Here is a 21,035-nt window from a genome sequence, read left to right on the forward strand (position 1 = left end):
AACCACACACACGCCCGACTCCACCCCCACCCAAACCAGTCACACCAGACAACCCGCCGACGCAACCGGTTTGGGAGAAAAGCCGAGACCGCCCCCAGCGCGCGGGATACAGCAGTTGACGGTAATCACCAGCCCGGCAATCAGAAGTCCACAGCATCAGGATCACTGCATGCGCCGCCGATACCGCGCAGTTCATCAATCACCTGCATGTCTTCATCCGTCAATTCGAAATCGAACACGTCTATATTTGACCGCATCCGATTCATATGCACTGACTTCGGAAGCGGCAACACATCATGTTGCAATGCCCAGCGTACGCAAACCTGAGCACTGCTTTTCGCATACTTTTCGCCTATTGACACAAGCGTCTGGTTCGTGAGCACATCCTTGTGACCGAATGGTCCCCACGCCTCAACTTGAATACCGTGATCCTGGCAGTACTTCACAGCAGTTGTTTGAGGCCAACCCGGATGCACTTCCAGCTGGTCGACCATCGGCGTGATGGCAGCCGACGGGATCAACGATGCAATATGATGGGGCAGGAAATTCGACAATCCGATTGCCTTCACGCGTCCACTCTTATACAGCTCTTCGAAAGCCCTCCAGGTCTCCGCATTGAGCTCCTGTGCCCGTTCCCCGAACTGCTTGCGATTCGCCGGCCAATGGATGAGATACAGATCCAGGTAGTCAAGCCCGAGTTCGTTGAGCGTCTGTTCGCACGCTTTCAGGGTGTTCTCGTAGCCACGCTCGGTGTTCCACAGTTTGCTGGTCACAAACAGCTGGTCGCGAGGTATTCCACTATCGCGGATCCCTTCACCTACTGCCTCCTGATTGCCGTACACCGCCGCAGTGTCGATGTGCCGGTACCCGGTTTCCAAGGCTTCGCGCACCGCTGTACGGGCCTCATCGGCCGGTGTTTCGAACGTCCCGTAGCCGATGCATGGGATTGCTGTCCCGTTCGATAGGGTAAATGTGTCGGTGCATGACGTGAATCGCATGATGCCTCCTGATGAGTGACAACTGATGTCTTGATGGCTATCGTCGCGCGGGTCTTGCCGGCAAGGCCCCGGTTGTTGATACGTGGCACGATGGCACGCACGGCATGCCGCGCGTACCTGCCGGTTCCAGTCAAGCACGCTTGTCTGTGGGAACGGTGAGGTTGCCGCGTTTCCGCTGGAGGCGAATGGCAATCTCGCCGGCAGACGGGTAGTCGCCGCCCCAGAGCATCCATGCTTCCTCGTTGGCCTCTCGCTATACTGGTAGATGAGGATTCTTCCCAAGGCCGTCCATATGACGGTAACGCAGCGTGCATGTCAACGGAAAGTGCAGACGGCTTGTCCGTCATGTTCTTGTCGCGCGAACGCACGATCTGTTCAAACTCGCCTGGCGGTTGCGCCGTCCAGACCAAGAAAGGAAAGCTGGGGACAGCCTTACTATGCATGACTGAACAACAGCAAAACCGTGATGCCGCAGAGCAGCAATCCCACGATGCCGCCCCGATCATGTCTGCCGAGAATACCCATATCACACAACCAGAACCGATTCCGCGGACCTTGATTCTTTCGATTTTGGCGACAGGAATCATGGCGTTCATCGGCATTCTCACTGAAACCTTGATGAATGTGCTGTTCCCGATTCTGATGGGGGAGTTCCATATCAGCACGTCCACGGTCCAATGGCTGACCACCGGGTATTTGCTGGTGGTTTCGCTTGTGGTGCCGTTGTCGTCATATCTCAAGCGCAAGCTTCCTGTGAAGCGGATCTTCCTGATTGCCATCGTGCTATGCATTGTCGGGTGCATTGTCGGCGCATGTACGCTGAATTTCCCGATGCTGATGCTCGCCCGCATTCTCCAAGGCGGTGGTACGGGTATCGCCCTGCCGTTGATGTTCAATATCATTCTTGATCAGGCGCCAAAATCGCGTATCGGTCAGCTGATGGGTGTCGGCAGCCTGGTTGTGGCGACGGCGCCGGCGCTCGGTCCGACGGTCGGCGGATTGGTCGGCACATACATGCCTTGGCGGTGGATTTTCGTGATTCTTCTGCCGTTCCTGCTCATCGCCCTTGGATTGGGCCTCGCCAATATCCAGCAGGGGTCGCCTACGGTTGACGCGCATCTCAACCCGTTGCACGTGTTGCTCATGGCGGTGGGCTTCGTGGCGTTCGTATTCGCGATTGACGAGGGCGGCTCCGCGATCACCGCATTCAGCCAAGGAGCTTCGGGCGCCGGGAAGACCGCGGTGTTAGCCGTGGTGTTGCTGATTGTCAGTGTGGTGGCGCTCGTGGTATTCGCCCAACTGTCACGCCGTTCGTTCTCTCCGCTGGTCAGGCTCGGTGTGTTGCGCAGCGTACCGTTCCGCTGGCATCTGCTTGCATATGTACTGCTGCAGATTTCCATGATCGGTTTCAGCTTTGTCATTCCGAACTCTGCGCAGCTCGGGTATGGCATTTCTGCCTTGGTTTCGGGTGTTCTCGTGCTTCCGGGTGCGTTGTTCGGCGCTATGCTTGCCCCGGTGTCCGGTTCGCTGCTTGACCGCCAGGGGCCGGTCAAACCGATTTCCGCTGCCCTTGCCGTCACGTTGATCGGTGTGCTGCTGTTCTCCGTGTTCGTCAACGGGTCCTCCACGGCAGTGGAGTTGGGTATCTTCTACTTCGTGTTCATGGTCGGCTTCTCCATGGCATTCGCCAATACCATGACCAGCGGCCTCAACCAGGTGGACGCCCAGTTGAAAGTCGACGGCAACGCCCTGTTCAGCACCTTCCAGCAGCTTGCGGGCGCGGTGAGTACGACGATTCTGTCCGTCTTCCTCGCTTCCGCCCAGGCGGGGCATGGCGAGCCGGGAACCGCCACGTACCTGGCGGCGACTGTTGCCGGCGCCCACCACGGCTACATCTTCCTCACGATTGTCGTGATTTGCGCGTGCCTGTGCATGGTTCATGCGTTCAGATATATGAAACGCGAGGGCGCTCTCAGTTGACGCTCCGGGCGGCCGGTGGATTGTTGTCCCCGGCCGCCCGGCATTGTCTGCACCCCTGTACGTTCCCGTGCGTTGTATCCTTGTGTTTCTTCAGCGAAACGACGTACACTCGGCTGTATTATGCATTACTTCACTCCAAAACGGTGCACTGAATCGAACAAGATCATGTACCACGATAAAGCGCAGGCGTTGCGCGCGGCCGATCAGAGCTGGCGCGAACGTGGCGCCGAGCTGTGGGTGTATCGGTGCGAGTATTGCGGCAGTTGGCATTTGACGCATCATGACACATCGTTGCGTGACGCGGTTCCCCATATGGACGGGCCGCGCAAGCCCCACTCGCGCAAACGCGGGTATAAACCTCGCAGACGGTGATTCGCCGTGCTGACCGTGCATACTATGAAGGCCGTAGACATTAGGGAACCGATGTCTACGGCCTTCAATCGTTGTATGCGATGAACGGCAGGACGACTCAGCAGGACGGCCCAGTGCGAGGGTTCAGCGCGAGAGGTCGAATCCTTGTGCTTGCGCGTCGCACAGCCCGCGATCAAGCGCCGATTCGTCCTCGGCGATGCTGGCGATTTGGTCGCTGAACGCATCCACGGGCCGCGAAGTATTGCGCAAATCGTAGTATTGGTGGACTTCCGCGTCGAATGCCTTGAGGTCCTTGATTGGCGTATCATCCGCAGGGTACGCGTTGTCGAAGAACTGCATGGAGCGAGGCATGCGGGGTTTGGACGCCGGCTCCTGATCGGGCTTGCCGATGGCCAGTCCAAGCACCGGGAACGTGTATTCCGGCAGCTTCAGCGCGGCGATCAGCTCGGGGATGTCATTGAGGATCGAACCTAGGATCACACACCCCAGCCCCATCGAGTTTGCGGCGGTTTCCATGGCGTGCAAGGCGAGAACGGCGTCGTTCTGGGCCTGCGAGAACCGATATCCGTACCGCAGGGCAAAGCGCTCGGGGGAGACGTCCACGCCTTTGGCCTGCGCAATCATCGCGTTGCGGTGCTCGTCAAGGATGAACACGTACAGCAGCGGGGCGGTGGCGATGTACTCCTGATGCCCGATACGCGCAAGCTTGCTCTTCAGCTCGGGGTCGGTTACGCGGATAACCGACCAATCGTTGAGGAACTGGCTTGACGCGGCATGCTGGGCTGCGGATTCCAACGCGTCCACGGTGTCGGGGTCAATCGCCTCCGGCTTGAATTTACGGATTGAGCGACGCTCGAGCAGGGCGTCGACGGCTGGCTTTGAAGAAATAGTCGTACTCATACAGCTATTGTCTCAGGCTCAGGTCACGGCTGCCCGGTGACTTTTGCTCTCCGTGAAGATATCTGCAAGGAACTGCAGAAATGAGGTGTCGTGGCGCTGGTATGTCTGCGTGCGCTGTCTGATGATTGCGACGCAGTCGATTTACGCCGTGGCGTTGATTACGTGCTGGCGTACGTATAGCGGTGCTGAACGCACGCTAACCTGCACGTTGATTGCGCGGTGCTGGCGAACGCGCCGCGCCCCAACCTTCTGTACGTCAGCGATGATGGCGAGCGACAATGGACTGCGCCGCCATGCTGGACAATTGGTTGGTTATTGCCGCGACCGCTGCGGATATCGCGGTACGTGACAAGCTCGCGAACAGGCTTGTCGTGGCTTTCGTGTTTCCACCGGCGATGCTTCGACGTTCGATGCCTGTCCATACTGATTGCATGATGCGCCCGACCACGATACCGGCAATGGTCGGCAGTGCGAACAGCAGGATTTTGTCGCCGAGCGTTTCGGGGTCGCGCTCACGGCGGTCTTTCAACGCGGCGATCGCATTGTCCACCGTTTGCAGACGCGCGATGATGGCATCCACATTGACGCCGCCTGCACCGGTGGCATTGGCCGCATTGACGGCATGGTCCGAGTGGCCTGCGCCGTCTGACGTTGGAACTGCCTTGGCCGTGTCTCGTCCGGTCGATTCGTTGCCTGTGCTCATATGTTCATGATATGCCATCCCCATCGTCCAATGTGGCAATGACGCGGGGAATATAGCCATCGCAAAAGGCCTCGGACATGGGTCTGCGCATCGCGTCCCATGCCGAAAGCCATGCCGATTTATGTTTTCCGGTATTTCCCTGACATCCGGCCATTTGAGCGGTACAATGCCCCTATGACTGCAATTCATCTCCTTGGCGACGACGCCACGAAACAAGGTCATCTCATTCTGCTCCGCCACGGGCAGACTGTGTGGAGCGTGTCGGGGCAGCACACCGGACGCACCGATATCCCCCTGACACCAACAGGGCAGGATCAGGCGCGGCAGGCCGGTGCGCGGCTGTTGCAGGCGTTCCCGCAAGGATTCGCACCGGACCACGTATTCGTCAGCCCGTTGCGCAGGGCACGGCAGACCGCGGCGCTCGCCGGGTATCCGCAGGCCACAGTGCTTGACGGGCTTGCCGAGTGGGATTACGGCAGGGCGGAGGGCCATACCCGGCAACAAATCAGTGAGGCGAGTGGTTTCGCATGGGATGTGTGGCGGGACGGCCCGAGCCGGGTCAGCATGGAACTCGCCGGCGACTGGACCGCCACATTGCCTGGGGGCGAGCAGGTGCCCGTGCACAACGGTGAGGGTGAGACCCTAGCGGAGGCGGCGGAGCGTACGCGCGGTGTCATTCGGCAGGTCTCGGCTGCGTTGGATGACGGGCATGATGTATTGCTTGTCGCCCACGCGCATATTCTGCGCATTTTGACCACGCAATGGCTGGGTGTGGATCCGCACGACGGCAGGCTGCTTCGGCTTGACACGGCGCATTATTGCGTGTTGGGCCAGTATCATGGCGACCATGTGATTGTGCACTGGAACTGCTAACTCTGCCCGGGCGGCAGACGCTGCTTCGTCCGTTCAAGGTTGCCGAGACAGTCAGTGGCACAGGGGCTGCTGGTTTGCCGGGGTCGCGGGGCGCTCAGCCCGGTGGTTAAACCTGCGTCATGATGCCTGATGCCCGTCGTTGATTGCAGTTCAGACAGGGGACAAAGAAGAAACGCCGTGTCAGCAAACGGTTGCATGTTGTGCAACTCTGCAAATCCCTTGAAACAAGCCATTTGTGCTCGCTTTGTCCGCTGAAAGACACGACACGCCGACAACTTTTCTTGCCATCGTTTGCAAAAATCCGGGGGAACGTGCATAATAGGAAACGTCGAAAACAGAACGGCACGACGTAAGTGCCGACTTCCGAGCAATATCGGAACGACAGCGGAAGAGAAAGGTTCGATGATGAATCGTACAGTCAAGTCAGCGATCGCCATCGCAGCAGTGGCAGCCATGTCGGTTGGCGCCTTCGCAGGCTGCGGCAGCTCCAGCAGCAGCGACAACGGCAAGGGCAAGGTCTACTACCTGAACTTCAAGCCGGAAGCCGCAGACCAGTGGAAGGCCCTCGCCAAGGAATACACCAAGGAGACCGGTGTCGAGGTCACCGTGTCCACTGCAGCGTCCGGCACCTATGAGCAGCAGCTCAAGAGCGAAATGGCGAAGAGCAACGCCCCGACCCTGTTCCAAGTCAACGGCCCTGTCGGCTATGCCAACTGGAAGGATTACACCGCTGACATGTCCAACACCGAGCCGTACAAGCAGCTCGTGAACAAGAAGGTCGCCCTCAAGGACGGCAACAAGGTCGTCGGCGTGCCGTATGCCATGGAGACCTATGGCCTCATCTACAACAAGAGCATCCTGAACAAGTACTTCGGCCTTGACGGTGCGAAGGCCAAGTCCATCGACGACATCAACTCCTTCGATACGCTGAAGGCCGTCGCCGACGACATGCAGGCCCGCAAGAGCGAGCTGGGCATCAAGGGCGCCTTCACCTCCGCAGGCTTCGATTCCAGCTCCGACTGGCGCTTCAAGACCCATCTGGCCAACCTTCCGCTCTACTACGAGTTCGAGAAGGACAAGGTGACCACCGAGCCGGCCACCATCAAGGGCACCTATCTGCCGGAGTACAAGAACGTGTTCGACATGTATCTCAAGGACTCCACTACCGATCCGACGCAGCTGAGCTCCAAGACCGGTGACGACGCGAACTCCGAGTTCGCGCTCGGCGAGGCAGCCTTCTACCAGAACGGCACTTGGGCTTGGTCCGACCTGCAGAAGGCCGGCATGAAGGCCGACGATGTCAGCATGCTGCCGATCTACTTCGGTGTTGATGACAAGAACGAGGGCTTGGTCACCGGTTCCGAGAACTACTGGTGCATCAACTCCAAGGCTTCCGAGGCTGACCAGAAGGCCACCGCTGCCTTCCTCAAGTGGGTCATCACCTCGAAGACCGGCATCAACTCCATCAGCGACAAGATGGGCCTGACCACTCCGTTCAAGTCCTTCGACAGCGTGAAGATCACCAACCCGCTGACCCAGGCCGCTGTTGACGATCAGAAGTCCGGCAAGACCCAGGTCGCTTGGGACTTCGCCTTCATGCCTTCCGAGCAGTGGAAGAACGATCTCGGCAACGCGCTCCTCGAGTACGCTCAGGGCACCGGCAACTGGGACGCTGTGAAGACCGCGTTCGTGGATGGCTGGGCTAAGGAGTACGCCGCGGCTCACGAAGGCTGATTCCCGATAATCTGAGGGCCGGTTGGTTTCCGGCCGGCCCTCCCTGTTTTTCTCCTTTCTTCTTTGTTTGATGGTTGGAATGACCCTCACCGTGATCGCGGTGGGGGTCATTCTTTATGTGGGGTATCTGGGGCGTGGTGTGGGTCGCGGGCGGTTGCGGTTGGTATGAGTGTCGACGTGCCGGGCTGTCGTCTTACAAACTGTCTACGCGGGTCTGGGTCTGGGCGTCGCTAGTTTGTGAGGTATCCACTCGGGTGCGCTGTGGCTACGGCGTGAAAGCACGTATCTGGCTCGTGCGAATCGGCTGCAATAGAAAACCGGTTATGCCTAGGAGCCTTTGGCATAACCGGTTTTCGTACTCGAAACTTGCGTAAATCTTGTTAGAACCTGTGTGGGGTTGGTTCAGTGTTCTTCCACTCGTGAGGTCGAGGAACGGACCACGAGGTGCGCCGGGAACAGCTCGTTGGGCTTGTCCACGGTCTCGCCCTCGATGAGCTTGAGCGTCTTGCGTGCGGCGGCCCGCGCCATATCGATGGGAAGCTGGCGGATGGTCGTCAGTCCGACATCGTGCGCGTAGGTGCTGTCGTCGTAGCCGATCACCGAGATATCCGACGGGACGGAGAATCCGTTGCGTTCCAGCTGGAAAATCAGCGGAATCGCAATGCCGTCCTCCTGGCACGCGATGGCCGTGGGCATCTGCGGCAGACTCAGAATCTGGGTGATGAGATTGTCGATGCGGTAGGTGCCTTCTTCGGCGGTGATGACCGATGGCTCGATGTCTTGTTCCCGACAGTATCCGAGGAAGGATTCGATACGCTGCTGCACGCTGAAATGCAGGGATTGCGCCGGGTTCGTGCGGATATACAGAATCCTGCGATGCCCAAGCTGGATCAAATGCCGCGCGGCCAGAATCGACCCCTGATGGTCATCGATGTTGACGGTTGCTGAAAAGCCGTCTTGCAACACGGAATTCACGCCGATGATTGGCACGTCGATGCTGCTCAGCCGGTCGATTTCGTCTTTGTCGATGTCGAAGGATGCGATGACTACGGCGTCGGCGTTCCGGCGCACGGGCAGAGTGTCGAAGAATTCCTTGCGCTGCTCGCGACTTTCGATTTGGATGATGGACAGATCGTAGCCGGCTGCGGAGAACTCGGCGTTGAGTCCTTCGATGACAGATGCGGCGAACCAGTTGCTGATGTGGTTGCTGACCAGCAGTGCGATACGCAACGATTGGCCGGTTTTCAGTGCCGCTGCTGAACGGGATATGGAGAAGTTCAGTTCGTCGGCGATGGACAGCACCTTCGCACGCGTCTTCGGGGATACGAGGTCGGGGCGGGTGAATGAGCGCGAAACCGTGGAGATGGACACCTTCGCACGGTTGGCGACGTCTTGGATTGTAGCGGTCGTAGTGGGCTCCTTCATATCTTGCGGTTCGCGGCGGAAATGGTTCCGCCTCGGCGCGCATTTTGCATTCGGTTGCAATCATTTCCCGAAAAAATCAATAATCTCAGTATAGCAGTGTTGGAATATAATATTGGTGAATGTCTTATATTACAGACACTTAGGCGGTTAAGTGTAAAGCGCCACGCCGAAATGAAAACGTTTGTATTTTTCTCGGAACGCGCGTACCATAAGGATTGTTGGCTCGCGGAGTGGGTCGAAGTAGCTCGCCCACGAGCTGGATAGGTTAGTTTTGCAAGCGTTGTCACTACGAGGTGACGGCGAGAGAGATAGAGAGGAGAGAGCAAGATGATCACCATGGCCGGCAAGTCCATTCGCCGCTGGTGGGCGCTGTTCGCGTTGCCAACCTTCGCGGCGTTCATCATCGGCTTCCTTGTGCCGTTCATCTTGGGCGTCTACTTGAGCTTCTGCAAATTCACGACGGTCACCGATGCCCATGTCGTGGGTCTGCGTAATTACCGCGTGGCGCTTCAGGACAAGGAATTCTGGCATGCAATGGGGTACACGACGGCATTCACCATCGTGACCACCATCATCATCAACGTCGTGGCGTTCGCCATCGCGTACATGCTCACCAAGGCCTTCAAGGGCACCAACGTCTTCAGGTCCGTGTTCTTCATGCCGAATCTGATCGGCGGCATCATCCTGGGCTATGTGTGGTTGCTGCTGCTCAATGGCGTGCTCGCTCACTGGGCAAGGTCCATCACATACTCGTCAACATACGGCTTCTGGGGCATGGTCATGCTCCTGTGCTGGCAGCAAATCGGCTACATGATGATCATCTACGTCGCCGGCCTGCAGTCCCTGCCTACCGATGTCATCGAGGCAGCCGAGGTTGACGGTGCGAACGGGCGCCAGCGTCTGTTCAACGTCATCATCCCGCTCATGATGCCGAGCATCACCGTGTGCACCTTCCTGACCATCACCAACGGCTTCAAGATGTACGATCAGAACCTCGCGCTCACCAACGGCGGCCCGTCCAACGCCTCTGAACTCGTGGCGCTCAACATCTACCGCACCTTCTACGGCCGCATCGGCTTCGAAGGCGTCGGCCAGGCGAAGGCTGTTGTGTTCTTCATCATCGTGGCGGTTGTGGCCCTGATCCAGAACCGTCTGACTTCCAGCAAGGAGGTTGAGGCATGAACGACGAAAAGGAAATCGACGCCTCGGAGCGCGTCCATCACCCATGGGCTTGGACGATTTTCTTCAGCATCCTCAGCCTGGTGTGGATCTACCCGATCGTCCTGGTGTTCATCAACTCCTTCAAGAAGAAGGTGTACATCTCCAAGAACGCGTTCTCCCTGCCCAACAAGGAGTCCTTCGCGGGATGGGAGAACTACACCACCGGCATCGAGCGCACAAACCTCATCGGCAGCTTCGGCTGGACCGTGTTCATCACGGTCGGCGCCGTCGCGCTGATTCTGCTGTGCTGCTCCATGTGCGCATGGTGGATTGTCCGTGTGGACAATTGGGCTGCGCGTCTGCTGTATACGCTGTTCCTGTTCAACATGATCGTGCCGTTCCAGATGGTGATGTTCACCCTCTCGAAGCTCGCCGATATGCTGAGCCTCAACACCCCGTGGGGTCTGTGGGTCGTATACCTGGGCTTCGGCGCAGGCCTGGCGGTGTTCATCTTCACCGGCGTGGTCAAGGGCATCCCGCAGGAGCTTGAGGAGTCTGCAATGCTCGACGGTGCATCCGTGCCGCGCATCTTCTTCAACATCGTGGTGCCGATCATGCGGCCGTCCATCATCTCCGTGGCCATCCTTGAGACCATGTGGATCTGGAACGACTACCTGCTTCCGTACCTGACCCTCGACCTCAACAAGTACAAGACCATGTCGATTGCCGTGCAGTACCTCAAGGGCGGATATGGTTCAGTCGATATGGGCGCGATGATGGGCTGCTTGGTGTTGGCCATCCTGCCGATCATCATCTTCTACTTGATCTGCCAGAAGTACATCGTGAAGGGTGTGATTGCTGGCGCAGTCAAGGGCTGAAATTCTTCCTCTGAACTCCTAACAATGAAGGCGGACCGGTTTCGACTGGCCCGCCTTCAGCGTGTTTGCGGTGTTTTGCGGTGTCGTGTGAGGATTCGCTCACACGACACCGGTCTCTCCCAAACTAGTTACGCTGGGGCGGGTGTTTGCGTAGACAGTTTGTGAAAGGGGGTGTGGCTGACGATGCGTGCGGGAATCGCTCATGCGATGGTGTCAGCCTTGGGCCAACGGGCGCATCATATGACAACGATTGCTGATAGCGGTTGCTAGGATGAGTGAGAACCAGCGACATCAAGGAGTCTTCATGCATTTTCTGTCCCCGGATTCCCCATTCATGCGTGGGCTGAGCAACCTCGTCGACGCCATCTGGATCAACATCCTGATGCTTGTCACCAGCATTCCGGTCATCACCATCGGCGCCGCGCTCACATCCGGGCATGATGCCGCTCGTCGCGCCATCATCGGCGAGGGGCACGTCACATCGAACTATTTCCGTGCATTCCGTCAGAATTTCGCGAAATCGACGCTGATGTGGCTGATTTTCGGCCCTGTTGCGGCCGGCATTGGTGCAGCTTGGATTTTCTTGCAGATCACCCCGCTGCTGATACCGAAATTCGCGTTCACCATCGTCTGGATTATCGGATTCGAATGGGTATGGGCATTGCAGGCACGATTCGAGAACAGCTTCGGCCGCACGCTCGGTAACGCGTATGTATTCGGTGTATCCCACGTTGTCGCGACGCTGGGCATGGTGGCCATCGATGCGGTCTATCTGGCGCTGATCGCCGCATGCTGGCGGTACATGCCGCAGGGCCTGTTCCTCTTGCTGCTCATGGGGTATGGCACGTGCGTGATGCTGCACATCCCGCTTCTTGAACGCGTGTTCGCGCCGTATACCCGCCAATCCGCAACAGCCCATGATGATGCGAACTGGCTCAACGGCGGAACTGATCAGCCCGACGACACCGCGGAAACTGATAATCATGCTGTAGACGTTAAGTCGGAACAACACGCCTGAACACAGGCATGACATCGGCGCATCCCGGACGCCCTTATACATCCCGGACATCCGCAGCATCCGCAACATACGCAAACAGGGCCGCCTGTCTTCAAGGAGGAAGAAGACAGGCAGCCCTGAGCGTAATCAATCCGCGCTGGAACGGATTCTCGAGCGCATCCGCGACCTGCGACCCGCGATTCACGGATGCGCGATTCACGACCCGCAACCGGCCGCGGATTACGCCATCACTCGCCGCGCATCACGGCAGCCAGCGACAGCACGCGTGGATTCTTGAACACCTCATCCGTATGGACCAGATTGCCATCGGCATCATGCAGCGGCACGCGCCAGTTGCAGTATTCCGTGCTGGTACCCGGCTGATTCTGGGTGTGGTGTTCACCGGTGCCATCGACCAACGCTGCTTGTAGCAGCAGAGACGGGGCGTTGAGCAGCATTCGGTGCATCGCCTCGACGATTTCCTGCTCATGGGCGGAAACATCCTGTGCGGCGTCGGCATCCAGCCAGCCACCGTCGACCAGCAGCTTGAGCATCGCATCGCGTTCGGCGCTTGCTGCCTTTTGGAACTCCTCCACAGGTTCGCTCAGCAGGTGCAACTCTTCGCGCAACTTGACATGCTCGAACTCGAGATACCCGGCAGTTGGCGGCAAATCGTGCGTAGTGACGGAAGCCAGCGCGTACTTGCGGTACGTGGACGGGTCGGCGTACGGGTCGCCGGCGGTCGGGGAGTTGTTGACACGGGCGAACCATTCCACCACCGTGCCGAGCACGCCATGGTCGGCAAGCACTTGGGACACGTAGGCGGGAACCGTTCCAAGATCCTCTCCGATGACCATGCCGCCTGCTCGGCTCGCCTCAATCGACAATACGGCGAGCATCGCGCGGTAATTGTACGTGACATACGCTCCGCCCTTGGCGCCTTCACCCTTCGGAATCCACCACAGGCGGAACAGGCCGAGGACATGGTCGATACGCACCGCACCCGCATGGGCGAACACATTATGCACCATCTCGCGGTAGACACGATAGCCGGTGCGCTCCAGATATCGCGGATTGAACGGCGGCTGGCCCCAATCCTGGCCTTGCTGGTTGTAGAAGTCCGGCGGGCAGCCGACGGTGACGCTGCCGACCGCGAATCGTTCTGGATTCCACCACACGTCCACGCCGTACGCGTGCACGCCGACCGCCATATCCTGCATGAGGCCGAGCGCCATGCCGGCATCTTTCGCGGCAGCCTGCGCCTGTGCGACCTGCTCGTCGGCAATCCACTGCAGCCAACGCTGGAAGTCGAACAGGTCCTGGTGCTCGCGAACGAGCGCGGCCACTTCAGGCGAATCACGGTTCAGTGTCGAGAACCAGGGGTTCTTGTCCTCTTCCCAAGGCGCTCCCCACACTTCGAACGCCACGCACCATGCGGCGAATGCGTCGAGGTCCGGGCCGGCGGCTTTGACGAAAGCCTCGAATGCCGCCTGACGTTCCGTGGAACGACCGTGTTTGTAGATCACCCACAGCGCCTTGCGTTTGGCGGCCCAGGACGCGTTGAGATCCAATGGATCCGGATTGTCGTTGGCGGCTTTGACGCTGTCGTGCAGAGTATCGACCTGTGCGCGATCCTCGGCGTTCAGCTCGGCGTACTCTTCGATCTGCTGGGGGCGGATGTACGTGACATTGAGGAATCGGCGCGATTCTGGCAGATACGGAGATGGTTCGATCGGCGGGATTGGGGTGCCCGCGTGAATCGGGTTGATCAGCATGAAATCGGCGCCCTGCTTGCCAGCGTCGTGCAGCAGTTCGCGCAGGTCACCGTAGTCGCCGACACCCCATGATTCCTTGGACCGCACGGAGTACATCTGGGTCATCCAGCCCCAACGGTGGTGTTGCGCGACCGGCTCGGGAACGGGGATTCGCGCCGGGGCGGATAGAACGGTGGCATCGGCGGACCGGTCGCCGTCCGTCACATGGAGGGTATGGTAGCCGGTCGGCAGATCGTCCGGCATGGTCAGCGTGAACGCGTGGGGAATCGCGGGATCTGCGTCGGCATCCTTGATGAGCAGAGCGTTGAGATCGCCGTCATAGGCTTCGCCGTTTTCGAGGGTGAGCGACAGTTCGGGGGCCGCCGTGGCCGCATGGACCGGCACGCGGGTCGCGGCGCCTGAGAACACCACAACCGTCGGCGGCGCCAGCTGGTCGCAGGAGGCGCGGTGGGAGGCTTCCAGCGACGCTTCGATGGCGTCGTCGCTGGAAGCGTCGACACCGAGTGCGGCAAGCACGCTCACCAGCACTTCATCCCTGATCTCAACGTATGTGCCGAGCTGGTCGATATACGAGGTGGAAATTCCGCTTGCTTTGGCAAGCCTGATTAATGGCCGCGCGAGACGTTCCAGGCTTTCTTCCCGCCGGGCGTCTTGGCTGGATGGCGACGATACCGTCTGATCGGACATAATGCGCTCCTTCGCTCCTCTCGAGTATGCGATGACAGGTTCCTGCCGGCGGCTTTGACCGTCATTGGGACAGCCGCCGAATCTGGATATTGATATTCTAGCGCGTATTGAAATCGTTTGCAATGCGCGCGGAGCGTTGAATTGCTTGATGAATGGCGGGTCACTTCCTGCGATTCCCGCATGTTTGAAGGTGAAAACCTACTATCGTTTGCATTCCACGATGAGAACAGCCCCGTGTCCGGCGTGTCGCCATGCTCACGACACGCCGGACACGGGGCTGAGAAGCTGCCCTGCGCTGGAGGCGCTACCGGAAAATGGCGCTACTGGAGAACACCGCTATCGGCGTACTCGCATACCACGAAGGTGCGGGCAGGCACCGACAGCTCAACGCCGTTGGCAATGCGCGCGCCTAAATCCGCGGACAGCGCGGCCACATCCGTCGAATCGGCGAGGATACCCCAATGCTTCCCCGATGAGGGCACATCCTCAGGCAGACGAATCGTCACAGTATCCGTAGTCGGGTTCGCGCACACCGCGAGACTGTCGCCGACGCGTGCGGCAACCACATCCTCGGGGCAATCCAAAGCGATGCGCTGCCCGTCGTAGAAGGCAGGATGGGTTTTCCTCACGCCGATCAAGGTGCGGTACCATTCGATCAACGACGACAGGCGGGACGCCCTGCCCCAATCCAGCCAATTGAGCTCGGCGCTGCGGTCGAAGGAATTGTCGCAACCATACTTTGTGCGGGTGAACTCCTCGCCGGAGAGCATGAACGGCAATCCGGCGGACGTGAGCACAAGCCCGGCGGCGATCGCGTTGGCCGCGAGGATATCCTGCACATCACCGGTCGCGTCATAATCGGCGTGTGCGGGGTCGTCGCGCATGGTCAGGCAGAGTTTGTCCCACAGCGTCAGATCGTCATGCGCCGACACATACTGGATGGTTTGCCCGACCTGCTTGCCTTGAGCCTCGGTGCCGCGCCAGCCGTTGAGCGCGTGACGGACCAGTTCAGCGAATTCAGATGGTTTCCCGTTGACATACCCGGGCTTGCGTTCGAGCATGACATTGCCTTTGATGGAGTCACGGCTCTCGTCGCAGAACCAGCCGATTCGCGCGTCCAGCAGCTTGCGTCCCTGTTTGTCCGCGAGTGTGAACGACGGTTCGGCGTTCGTCTTGTCGGCGGACCACGGTTCACCGTACATGAGGATGGATTCGCCGCCCGGCAGTTTGTCCAGCTCCTTGCGCGCACGATTCAAGGTCTGCGTGTCCAGCAGGCCCATCAGATCGAAGCGGAATCCGTCCACATGGTATTCGCGTGCCCAATAAACGAGCGAGTCCACGATGAATCGGCTGAACATCGGCCGTTCGCTGGCCATGTCGTTGCCGCAGCCCGAACCGTTGGCGAACCCGCCGGCATCGTCACGACGGCAGAAATAACCGGGGGCCATACGCTCGAATTCGTTGTCGTTCTCGTACATGTGGTTGTAAACGACATCCATGATCACACGGATGCCCGCCCGGTGCAGCGCTGCAATCATCGCCTTGCACTCGCGGATGCGGACCGCCCCGTCATACGGGTCGGTGCTATACGAGCCTTCCGGCACATCGTAAGCGACCGGGTCGTACCCCCAGTTGTAGGGGCTGCCGGTCGCCTCATCGACCGACCCGTAGTCGTAGAACGGCATGATTTGCACGTGGGTGACACCCAGACGCTTCAGATACGCGATGCCGGTGGGAAATCCTCCGGGCTGGTTGTCCAAGGTCGTATGCGCATCGGTGAACGCGAGAAACTTGCCGCGATGCCCCTCGGGGAATCCGCCGTGCGGGTCGTTGCTGAAATCGCCGACATGCGTCTCCCAGATCACGGTTTGGGAAGCGGGAATGTCGGGGGAGCGGTCGGACAGCCAACCGTCGGGATTGGTCGAAGAGAGATTGACAACCATGCTGTGCTCGCCGTTGACACCGCTCGCCTTGGCCCACGGGTCGGCGGTGCGGATGGTGACCGTGCCTTCAGCGGCGTTGATGATGGCGTCGCTGGGCACGTTGCTGACCGCGGATGCCGGGAAGGTCAGCATATAGTCGTAGTAGGTCCCGGCGAGCCGCTCGGCGCTGCGATGCTGCCAAGCCCCATCCTGGGCACGTTCCAGCGCGATGGTCGCCGACGGGTTGTCCTTCGGGTCGCTGGTATCGAACAATCGCAATGTGACGGCCGCCGCGGAAGGCGACCACACGGTGAAGACCGTGCCGTGGTCAAGAAGCTGGGACCCGAGCGGGCCTGCGTAATCAGGCCACGATGCTTCGGCAAAAGACATGAGTTCCCCTTGTAATACCGGGTATCTGCCCCAGAAAGGGGTATTCCCGGTCAAGATTGAATGGTGTGTGTGATGCGCGGCTGTTGGCCGCATACGAAAGGGGGCGGCCCGGAGCCTAAATGCCCCGGATCCGCCCCCTTGATTGGTATTGCCGGGAATCAGCCCTTGACTGCGCCCGACATGGACTCCTGGTAGAAGCGCTGCATGACGATGAACAGAATCGCAATCGGAATGGAGACGCACACTGCGCCGGCGGCGAAGCGGGCGTACCACTGACTGATGTATTCTTTCTGCAGCATCTGCCACAGACCCAGGGCGACAGTGAAGTTGTCCTGGGTACGGGCGATTGCCTTCGCCATGACGAAGTCGAGCCACGGGGTCAGGAAGCCGATAATCGCCTGGTACACGATCATGGGCTTGCAGATCGGGATGATGATTTTGGTGAACACCTGCCACTTGGTGCAGCCGTCCAGGTAGGCGGCCTCGTCAAGCGACATCGGGATGGTGTCCATGTAGCCCTTCATGACGTAGAAGCCTGCGCCTGAACCCGCCGAGTAGACGAGGATCAGGGCGATGATCACGAATCCGCCTTCCGTCAGGCCGAAGGCCTTCAGGATGAAGTAGATGGCGATGACGGCCATGATGGACGGGAACATGCCCAGAATGAGGGCGATGTTCATGAAGGTCTTACGTCCGCGGAAGCGCAGACGGGACATGCAGAAGGACACGGACAGCACGAAGAACAGCGAGATGATGCACACGAAGATGGCGATGACCAGCGTGTTGAGGAACATGCGCGGGAAGTTCATCACGTCGGTCTCCGTGAACAGCTGCACGTAGTTGTGGAACGTGTACTTCGTCGGGAAGAACGTGCTCTGGTACGGCTGTGTGTTCTTGTTGAAGCTTTCGAGGAACACCCACACGATCGGCATGAGCCAGATGACGGCCATGACGGTCAGGAAGATGTAGGCGACGACATCGCCGGCGATACGGCGTTTGTACGAATTGTCCTTGGCCTTCTTGGCGACTGTGGTGTCAGAAGTTGGATTACTCACCGGAAGCCCTCCTCATTCTTGTACGAACCGGAGCTGCGGTAGGTCAGCAGCGAGACCACGGCAAGGACGATGAACGTCATGATGCCGATGACCGCACCCAGGTTGTAGTTGTTCTTGTCGACCGTCAGCTTGTACAGCCAGGTGATCAACAGATCGGTCTTGCCTGCGGACGCGCCGACCGGGGTCGGTTCGCCGCCTGTGAGCAGGTAGATCACGTTGAAGTTGTTCACGTTGCCCGTGAAGGTGGTGATCAGGTACGGTGTGAGCACGAAGAAGATGTACGGCATGGTCACGTTGCGGAACCGCTGCCACCAGTTGGCGCCATCGATTTCAGCCGCCTCGTACAGTTCGGTCGGCACGTTCTGGAGAATACCGGTGATCTGCATGATGGTGTACGGAATACCAATCCACAGGTTGATCACGATAACCGTGACGCGGGCCCATGTGGCGTTCGACAGCCACGGCAGCGGGCCGCTGATCCAACCCCAGCTTTCCAGCAAGCGGTTAATCGCGCCGTCACGCTGGAGCATGGTGTGCATAACCAGCAGGGATACGAACTGCGGCACTGCGATGGACATCGAGAAGCATGCGCGCCAGAAGGCCTTGCCCTTGATGGTCTTGCGCTCGATGATCATGGCCATGAACATACCGAGGAAGAAGTTCAGGAAGGTGGCGAAGAACGCCCAGATCAGCGTCCATGCGAGCACCGAGAAGAACAGCTTGGCGTTCACGTCGCCGCCGCTGTTGCCGAGCACGGTGCCGAAGTTCTTCAGGCCTACCCAGGAGAACAGGACCGTGTGGTTCTGGTCGTAGCTGGTGAATGCCATGGAGATCATGAACACCAGCGGCAGGATGGTGAAGACCACGATGCCCAGGGTCGGCAGGAACATCAGGCCGACGTGCGCGTTCTGGTCGAACAAGGAACGCAGGTCCTGGCCGATGGTGTTCGGACGCTCGCCGTTCTTGATGGCGACCTGCGCCTTGTACGCGCTGCGCAGGGACAGGGAGGCAAGCAGGATGAGCAGAAGCAGCACGAACACGCTCATGACGCCGTACAGCAGGATGATGACCGAGTTGTCGCCGGCCTGGTAGACCCAGAAGCCGTTGACCTTGACCTTGGTCTGCTTGGCGGTGCCCAGTGTCGTGAGCTTGCCCAGATAGGTGCCGCCTTTGTCGATCAGGTACAAGATGATGAGCACTTCACTGGCCAAGAACGCCAGACCCTTGACGATTTGCTTGCGGGCGAGATCGCCGAGGCCGAAGATGAAGAGTGAGAGGCGTGTCAGGACATCCCCGTTCTTCCACGCCACGGAGAATCTGTATGGTGACGGCTGAAGACCATCAGAGTTGCTGCGCTTACGCTTGCGCACTCTGCGTCCCGCCGCGGCTGTCGCAGTTGTCATGCGGACGACCTTTCGATTGTTTGATGGGTACTATGCAAGACGCCCCGCCCCGCAAAGCCGGGGGCGGGGCGTCTTGCAGACACTGTTACATTATTCGCTTACGCGAGCCTGCTCACTTGGAGCTGCTGCTGGTGGAAGCGATGTTCTTGTAGCCGTCGAGCCAAGCCTGAGCCTTCGCCTGAGCGTTGCCAGCGTTCACATCGCCGTTGACGATGGCGGTGCCGAAGGTCTTGCACGGATCCCAGAAGTTGCCCATCGCGGCGATGGTCGGCTGCAGGATCGAGGTGTTCGCGATGGTGTCGTTCTGAGCCACGGCAGCCGGATCGTTCTTGTAGGTCGAAGCCAGGGACTTGTCGGTCGGGACGATCTGACGCATGGTGTAGTGGGCCTTCTGAGCCTCGGTGGAGCCGAGGTAGGTGGCGAACTCAGCAGCAGCCTGCGGATACTTCGAGTTCGGGTTGAAAGCGACTGCCTTGGAGCCGTAGAACGCCTTCATCTGGTAGGTTTCGCCAGCGGAGGTGGTGAAGGAAGGCAGCTGGGCTGCGGCGTAGTTGTCGCCGAGGGCCTTCTTCACGTCAGCGGCGGACCAGGTGCCGGAGAAGATGGCGTCCACGGTGCCGTTCTGCATGGCGGCGAGGCCGGCGCCCTCGTCGTTGTCCACGACGAAGTTCGGGTTCTTGACCAGGTCAACGAGGTACTTGGTGACGTCGGTCGCAGCGGCGGAATCCATCTTGATGCCGTCCTTCGCGTTGGAACCGTCCTTGCCGAACAGGGTCATGCCCGCGCCGGTGTAGAAGGCCGGCAGGTACCAGGAGTTACCAAGGTTGAAGGAAACCTTGCCCTTCTGGAGCATGGTGTCGAGGGACTTGATGTCGTCAGACGAGAACTTGGACTTGTTATAGTACATGAAGTAGGTGTTGCCGGTGAACGGAACGCCGTAGATCTTGCCATCGGTGCCGGTGACGGACTTGATGATGGCGTCGTCGTCCTGCTTCTTGATCTGGGCCTTGGCGTCATCGGAAACCTCGCCGATGGCCTGGGCGCCGAGCAGGGTGCCGAGCTGGTCGTTCGCGAACATGTAGACATCGGCCGCAGCGGACGGATCCTGCTTGACGGTCGTGCCTGCGTCACCTTCGGAGACCACTGCGTTCTTCCACGTGATCTTGTACTCCGGGTGAGCCTTCTCGAACTGCTTTTCCATGGTGGGCAGCCAGGAGCTGGACTTCGCCTGATCCTCGGACGGGCCCCACACGGTCAGCTTGATTGCCTGGGTGCTCTTCGCTGCAGTGCCGCCATTGTTGCTGGAACCGCAGGCGCTCGCTCCGAGCAGCATCGCCACAGCGGCGGTGACGCCCAGAATCTTCTTCATGTATGTCATCCTTGACCTCCTAAAATTCCGCCCCGCTTTCGCGGAGCGAGTGTGTTTTCGGTGCAGCGGTCCGCACCCGGCCTTCTGCCCCTTCAGGCTATCTGACCGGATGCACGCCCGCTCACCGAAGTGGGCGGATTGTTGCGTACCTCCGAACCACAACACAGTATACATGGATTTGCATACGTTCGCAGAAACGATGCAAATTTCACGGTTTCGCGTGTCTTTTTGCGGTGGGGGCCTGGCGAAATGATTTTGGTACAACGGTTACGGGTTGATATTATGCGGTTTTTGACTCCTTCCGAGATGTCTGCACCGTCTGCGAGTGTCGAAGTGCATCTCGTGTGCTAGCGTTTGCTGAACTACTGAACAAAGTGGTGCAACAGACACAGACGGGTGCGTGCTGGTAAGGC

The 21,035-nt window shown here is 59.2% G+C and carries 16 protein-coding genes; 7 read left to right on the plus strand and 9 right to left on the minus strand.

Annotated features, from left to right (window positions below; all coding sequences use genetic code 11):
- Nucleotides 1-140 precede the first annotated feature (140 nt).
- Nucleotides 141-998: an aldo/keto reductase gene (locus K315_RS0107770; RefSeq protein ID WP_033520878.1), complete on the minus strand. Its 858-nt coding sequence runs from the start codon at nucleotides 996-998 to the stop codon at nucleotides 141-143.
- Nucleotides 999-1,439: 441 nt separating this feature from the next.
- On the opposite strand from K315_RS0107770, the gene K315_RS0107780 reads away from it, so the two are divergent.
- Together K315_RS0107780 and K315_RS10770 are read left to right on the plus strand one after the other, a co-directional pair.
- Entirely contained in the window at nucleotides 1,440-2,978 is a 1,539-nt protein-coding gene (locus K315_RS0107780; RefSeq protein WP_029576937.1) for an MFS transporter, read from the plus strand.
- Nucleotides 2,979-3,098: 120 nt separating this feature from the next.
- Nucleotides 3,099-3,350, plus strand: a complete 252-nt coding sequence (locus K315_RS10770; RefSeq protein WP_029576938.1) for a hypothetical protein — start codon at nucleotides 3,099-3,101, stop codon at nucleotides 3,348-3,350.
- 123 nt (nucleotides 3,351-3,473) lie between these two features.
- On the opposite strand, the gene K315_RS0107790 is transcribed toward K315_RS10770, so the two are convergent.
- Both K315_RS0107790 and K315_RS09755 read right to left on the minus strand, forming a co-directional pair.
- Nucleotides 3,474-4,250 carry a nitroreductase family protein gene (locus K315_RS0107790; protein WP_033520876.1) on the minus strand — a complete coding sequence of 259 codons (777 nt, stop codon included), beginning with the start codon at nucleotides 4,248-4,250 and terminating at the stop codon, nucleotides 3,474-3,476.
- Nucleotides 4,251-4,506: 256 nt separating this feature from the next.
- The gene (locus K315_RS09755; protein WP_029576940.1) at nucleotides 4,507-4,953 is read right to left on the minus strand and encodes a DUF4235 domain-containing protein; all 447 of its coding nucleotides are present in this window, start codon (nucleotides 4,951-4,953) and stop codon (nucleotides 4,507-4,509) included.
- 174 nt (nucleotides 4,954-5,127) lie between these two features.
- Here K315_RS09755 and K315_RS0107800 point away from each other — a divergent pair, with 174 nt between their 5' ends.
- Together K315_RS0107800 and K315_RS0107805 are read left to right on the plus strand one after the other, a co-directional pair.
- A complete protein-coding gene (locus K315_RS0107800; RefSeq protein ID WP_029576941.1) occupies nucleotides 5,128-5,826 on the plus strand; it encodes a histidine phosphatase family protein in 699 nt (232 codons plus the stop codon).
- Between the two features lie 402 nt (nucleotides 5,827-6,228).
- A complete protein-coding gene (locus K315_RS0107805) occupies nucleotides 6,229-7,560 on the plus strand; it encodes an ABC transporter substrate-binding protein (protein WP_029576942.1) in 1,332 nt (443 codons plus the stop codon).
- 402 nt (nucleotides 7,561-7,962) lie between these two features.
- On the opposite strand, the gene K315_RS0107810 is transcribed toward K315_RS0107805, so the two are convergent.
- A complete protein-coding gene (locus K315_RS0107810) occupies nucleotides 7,963-8,985 on the minus strand; it encodes a LacI family DNA-binding transcriptional regulator (protein WP_015451213.1) in 1,023 nt (340 codons plus the stop codon).
- Nucleotides 8,986-9,312: 327 nt separating this feature from the next.
- Between K315_RS0107810 and K315_RS0107815 the strand changes: the two genes are divergently transcribed.
- The 3 genes from K315_RS0107815 to K315_RS0107825 all read left to right on the plus strand — a co-directional run bounded on the left by K315_RS0107815 (nucleotide 9,313) and on the right by K315_RS0107825 (nucleotide 12,042).
- A complete protein-coding gene (locus tag K315_RS0107815) occupies nucleotides 9,313-10,167 on the plus strand; it encodes a carbohydrate ABC transporter permease (protein WP_029576943.1) in 855 nt (284 codons plus the stop codon).
- On the plus strand, nucleotides 10,164-11,024 hold the full coding sequence (locus tag K315_RS0107820; protein WP_420796728.1) for a carbohydrate ABC transporter permease: 861 nt from the start codon (nucleotides 10,164-10,166) through the stop codon (nucleotides 11,022-11,024). The genes K315_RS0107815 and K315_RS0107820 overlap by 4 nt, the downstream gene beginning before the upstream one ends.
- Before the next feature lie 304 nt (nucleotides 11,025-11,328).
- Entirely contained in the window at nucleotides 11,329-12,042 is a 714-nt protein-coding gene (locus tag K315_RS0107825) for a YesL family protein (RefSeq protein WP_029576945.1), read from the plus strand.
- A gap of 227 nt (nucleotides 12,043-12,269) precedes the next feature.
- Here K315_RS0107825 and malQ read toward each other — a convergent pair whose 3' ends face one another.
- The 5 genes from malQ to K315_RS0107850 all read right to left on the minus strand — a co-directional run bounded on the left by malQ (nucleotide 12,270) and on the right by K315_RS0107850 (nucleotide 20,631).
- The gene (malQ, locus tag K315_RS0107830) at nucleotides 12,270-14,483 is read right to left on the minus strand and encodes a 4-alpha-glucanotransferase (RefSeq protein WP_029576946.1); all 2,214 of its coding nucleotides are present in this window, start codon (nucleotides 14,481-14,483) and stop codon (nucleotides 12,270-12,272) included.
- Between the two features lie 320 nt (nucleotides 14,484-14,803).
- Complete coding sequence (gene pulA / locus K315_RS0107835) at nucleotides 14,804-16,795, minus strand: type I pullulanase (RefSeq protein WP_029576947.1); 1,992 nt, start codon at nucleotides 16,793-16,795, stop codon at nucleotides 14,804-14,806.
- A gap of 158 nt (nucleotides 16,796-16,953) precedes the next feature.
- Entirely contained in the window at nucleotides 16,954-17,850 is an 897-nt protein-coding gene (locus K315_RS0107840; protein WP_029576948.1) for a sugar ABC transporter permease, read from the minus strand.
- Nucleotides 17,847-19,253: a carbohydrate ABC transporter permease gene (locus K315_RS0107845; RefSeq protein ID WP_029576949.1), complete on the minus strand. Its 1,407-nt coding sequence runs from the start codon at nucleotides 19,251-19,253 to the stop codon at nucleotides 17,847-17,849. The genes K315_RS0107840 and K315_RS0107845 overlap by 4 nt, the downstream gene beginning before the upstream one ends.
- 112 nt (nucleotides 19,254-19,365) lie before the next feature.
- Nucleotides 19,366-20,631, minus strand: coding sequence for an extracellular solute-binding protein (locus K315_RS0107850; RefSeq protein WP_029576950.1), 1,266 nt, complete (start codon nucleotides 20,629-20,631; stop codon nucleotides 19,366-19,368).
- Between the last annotated feature and the right edge of the window lie 404 nt (nucleotides 20,632-21,035).

Source organism: Bifidobacterium thermacidophilum subsp. thermacidophilum DSM 15837, assembly GCF_000426425.1.
GTDB classification, from domain to species: domain Bacteria; phylum Actinomycetota; class Actinomycetes; order Actinomycetales; family Bifidobacteriaceae; genus Bifidobacterium; species Bifidobacterium thermacidophilum.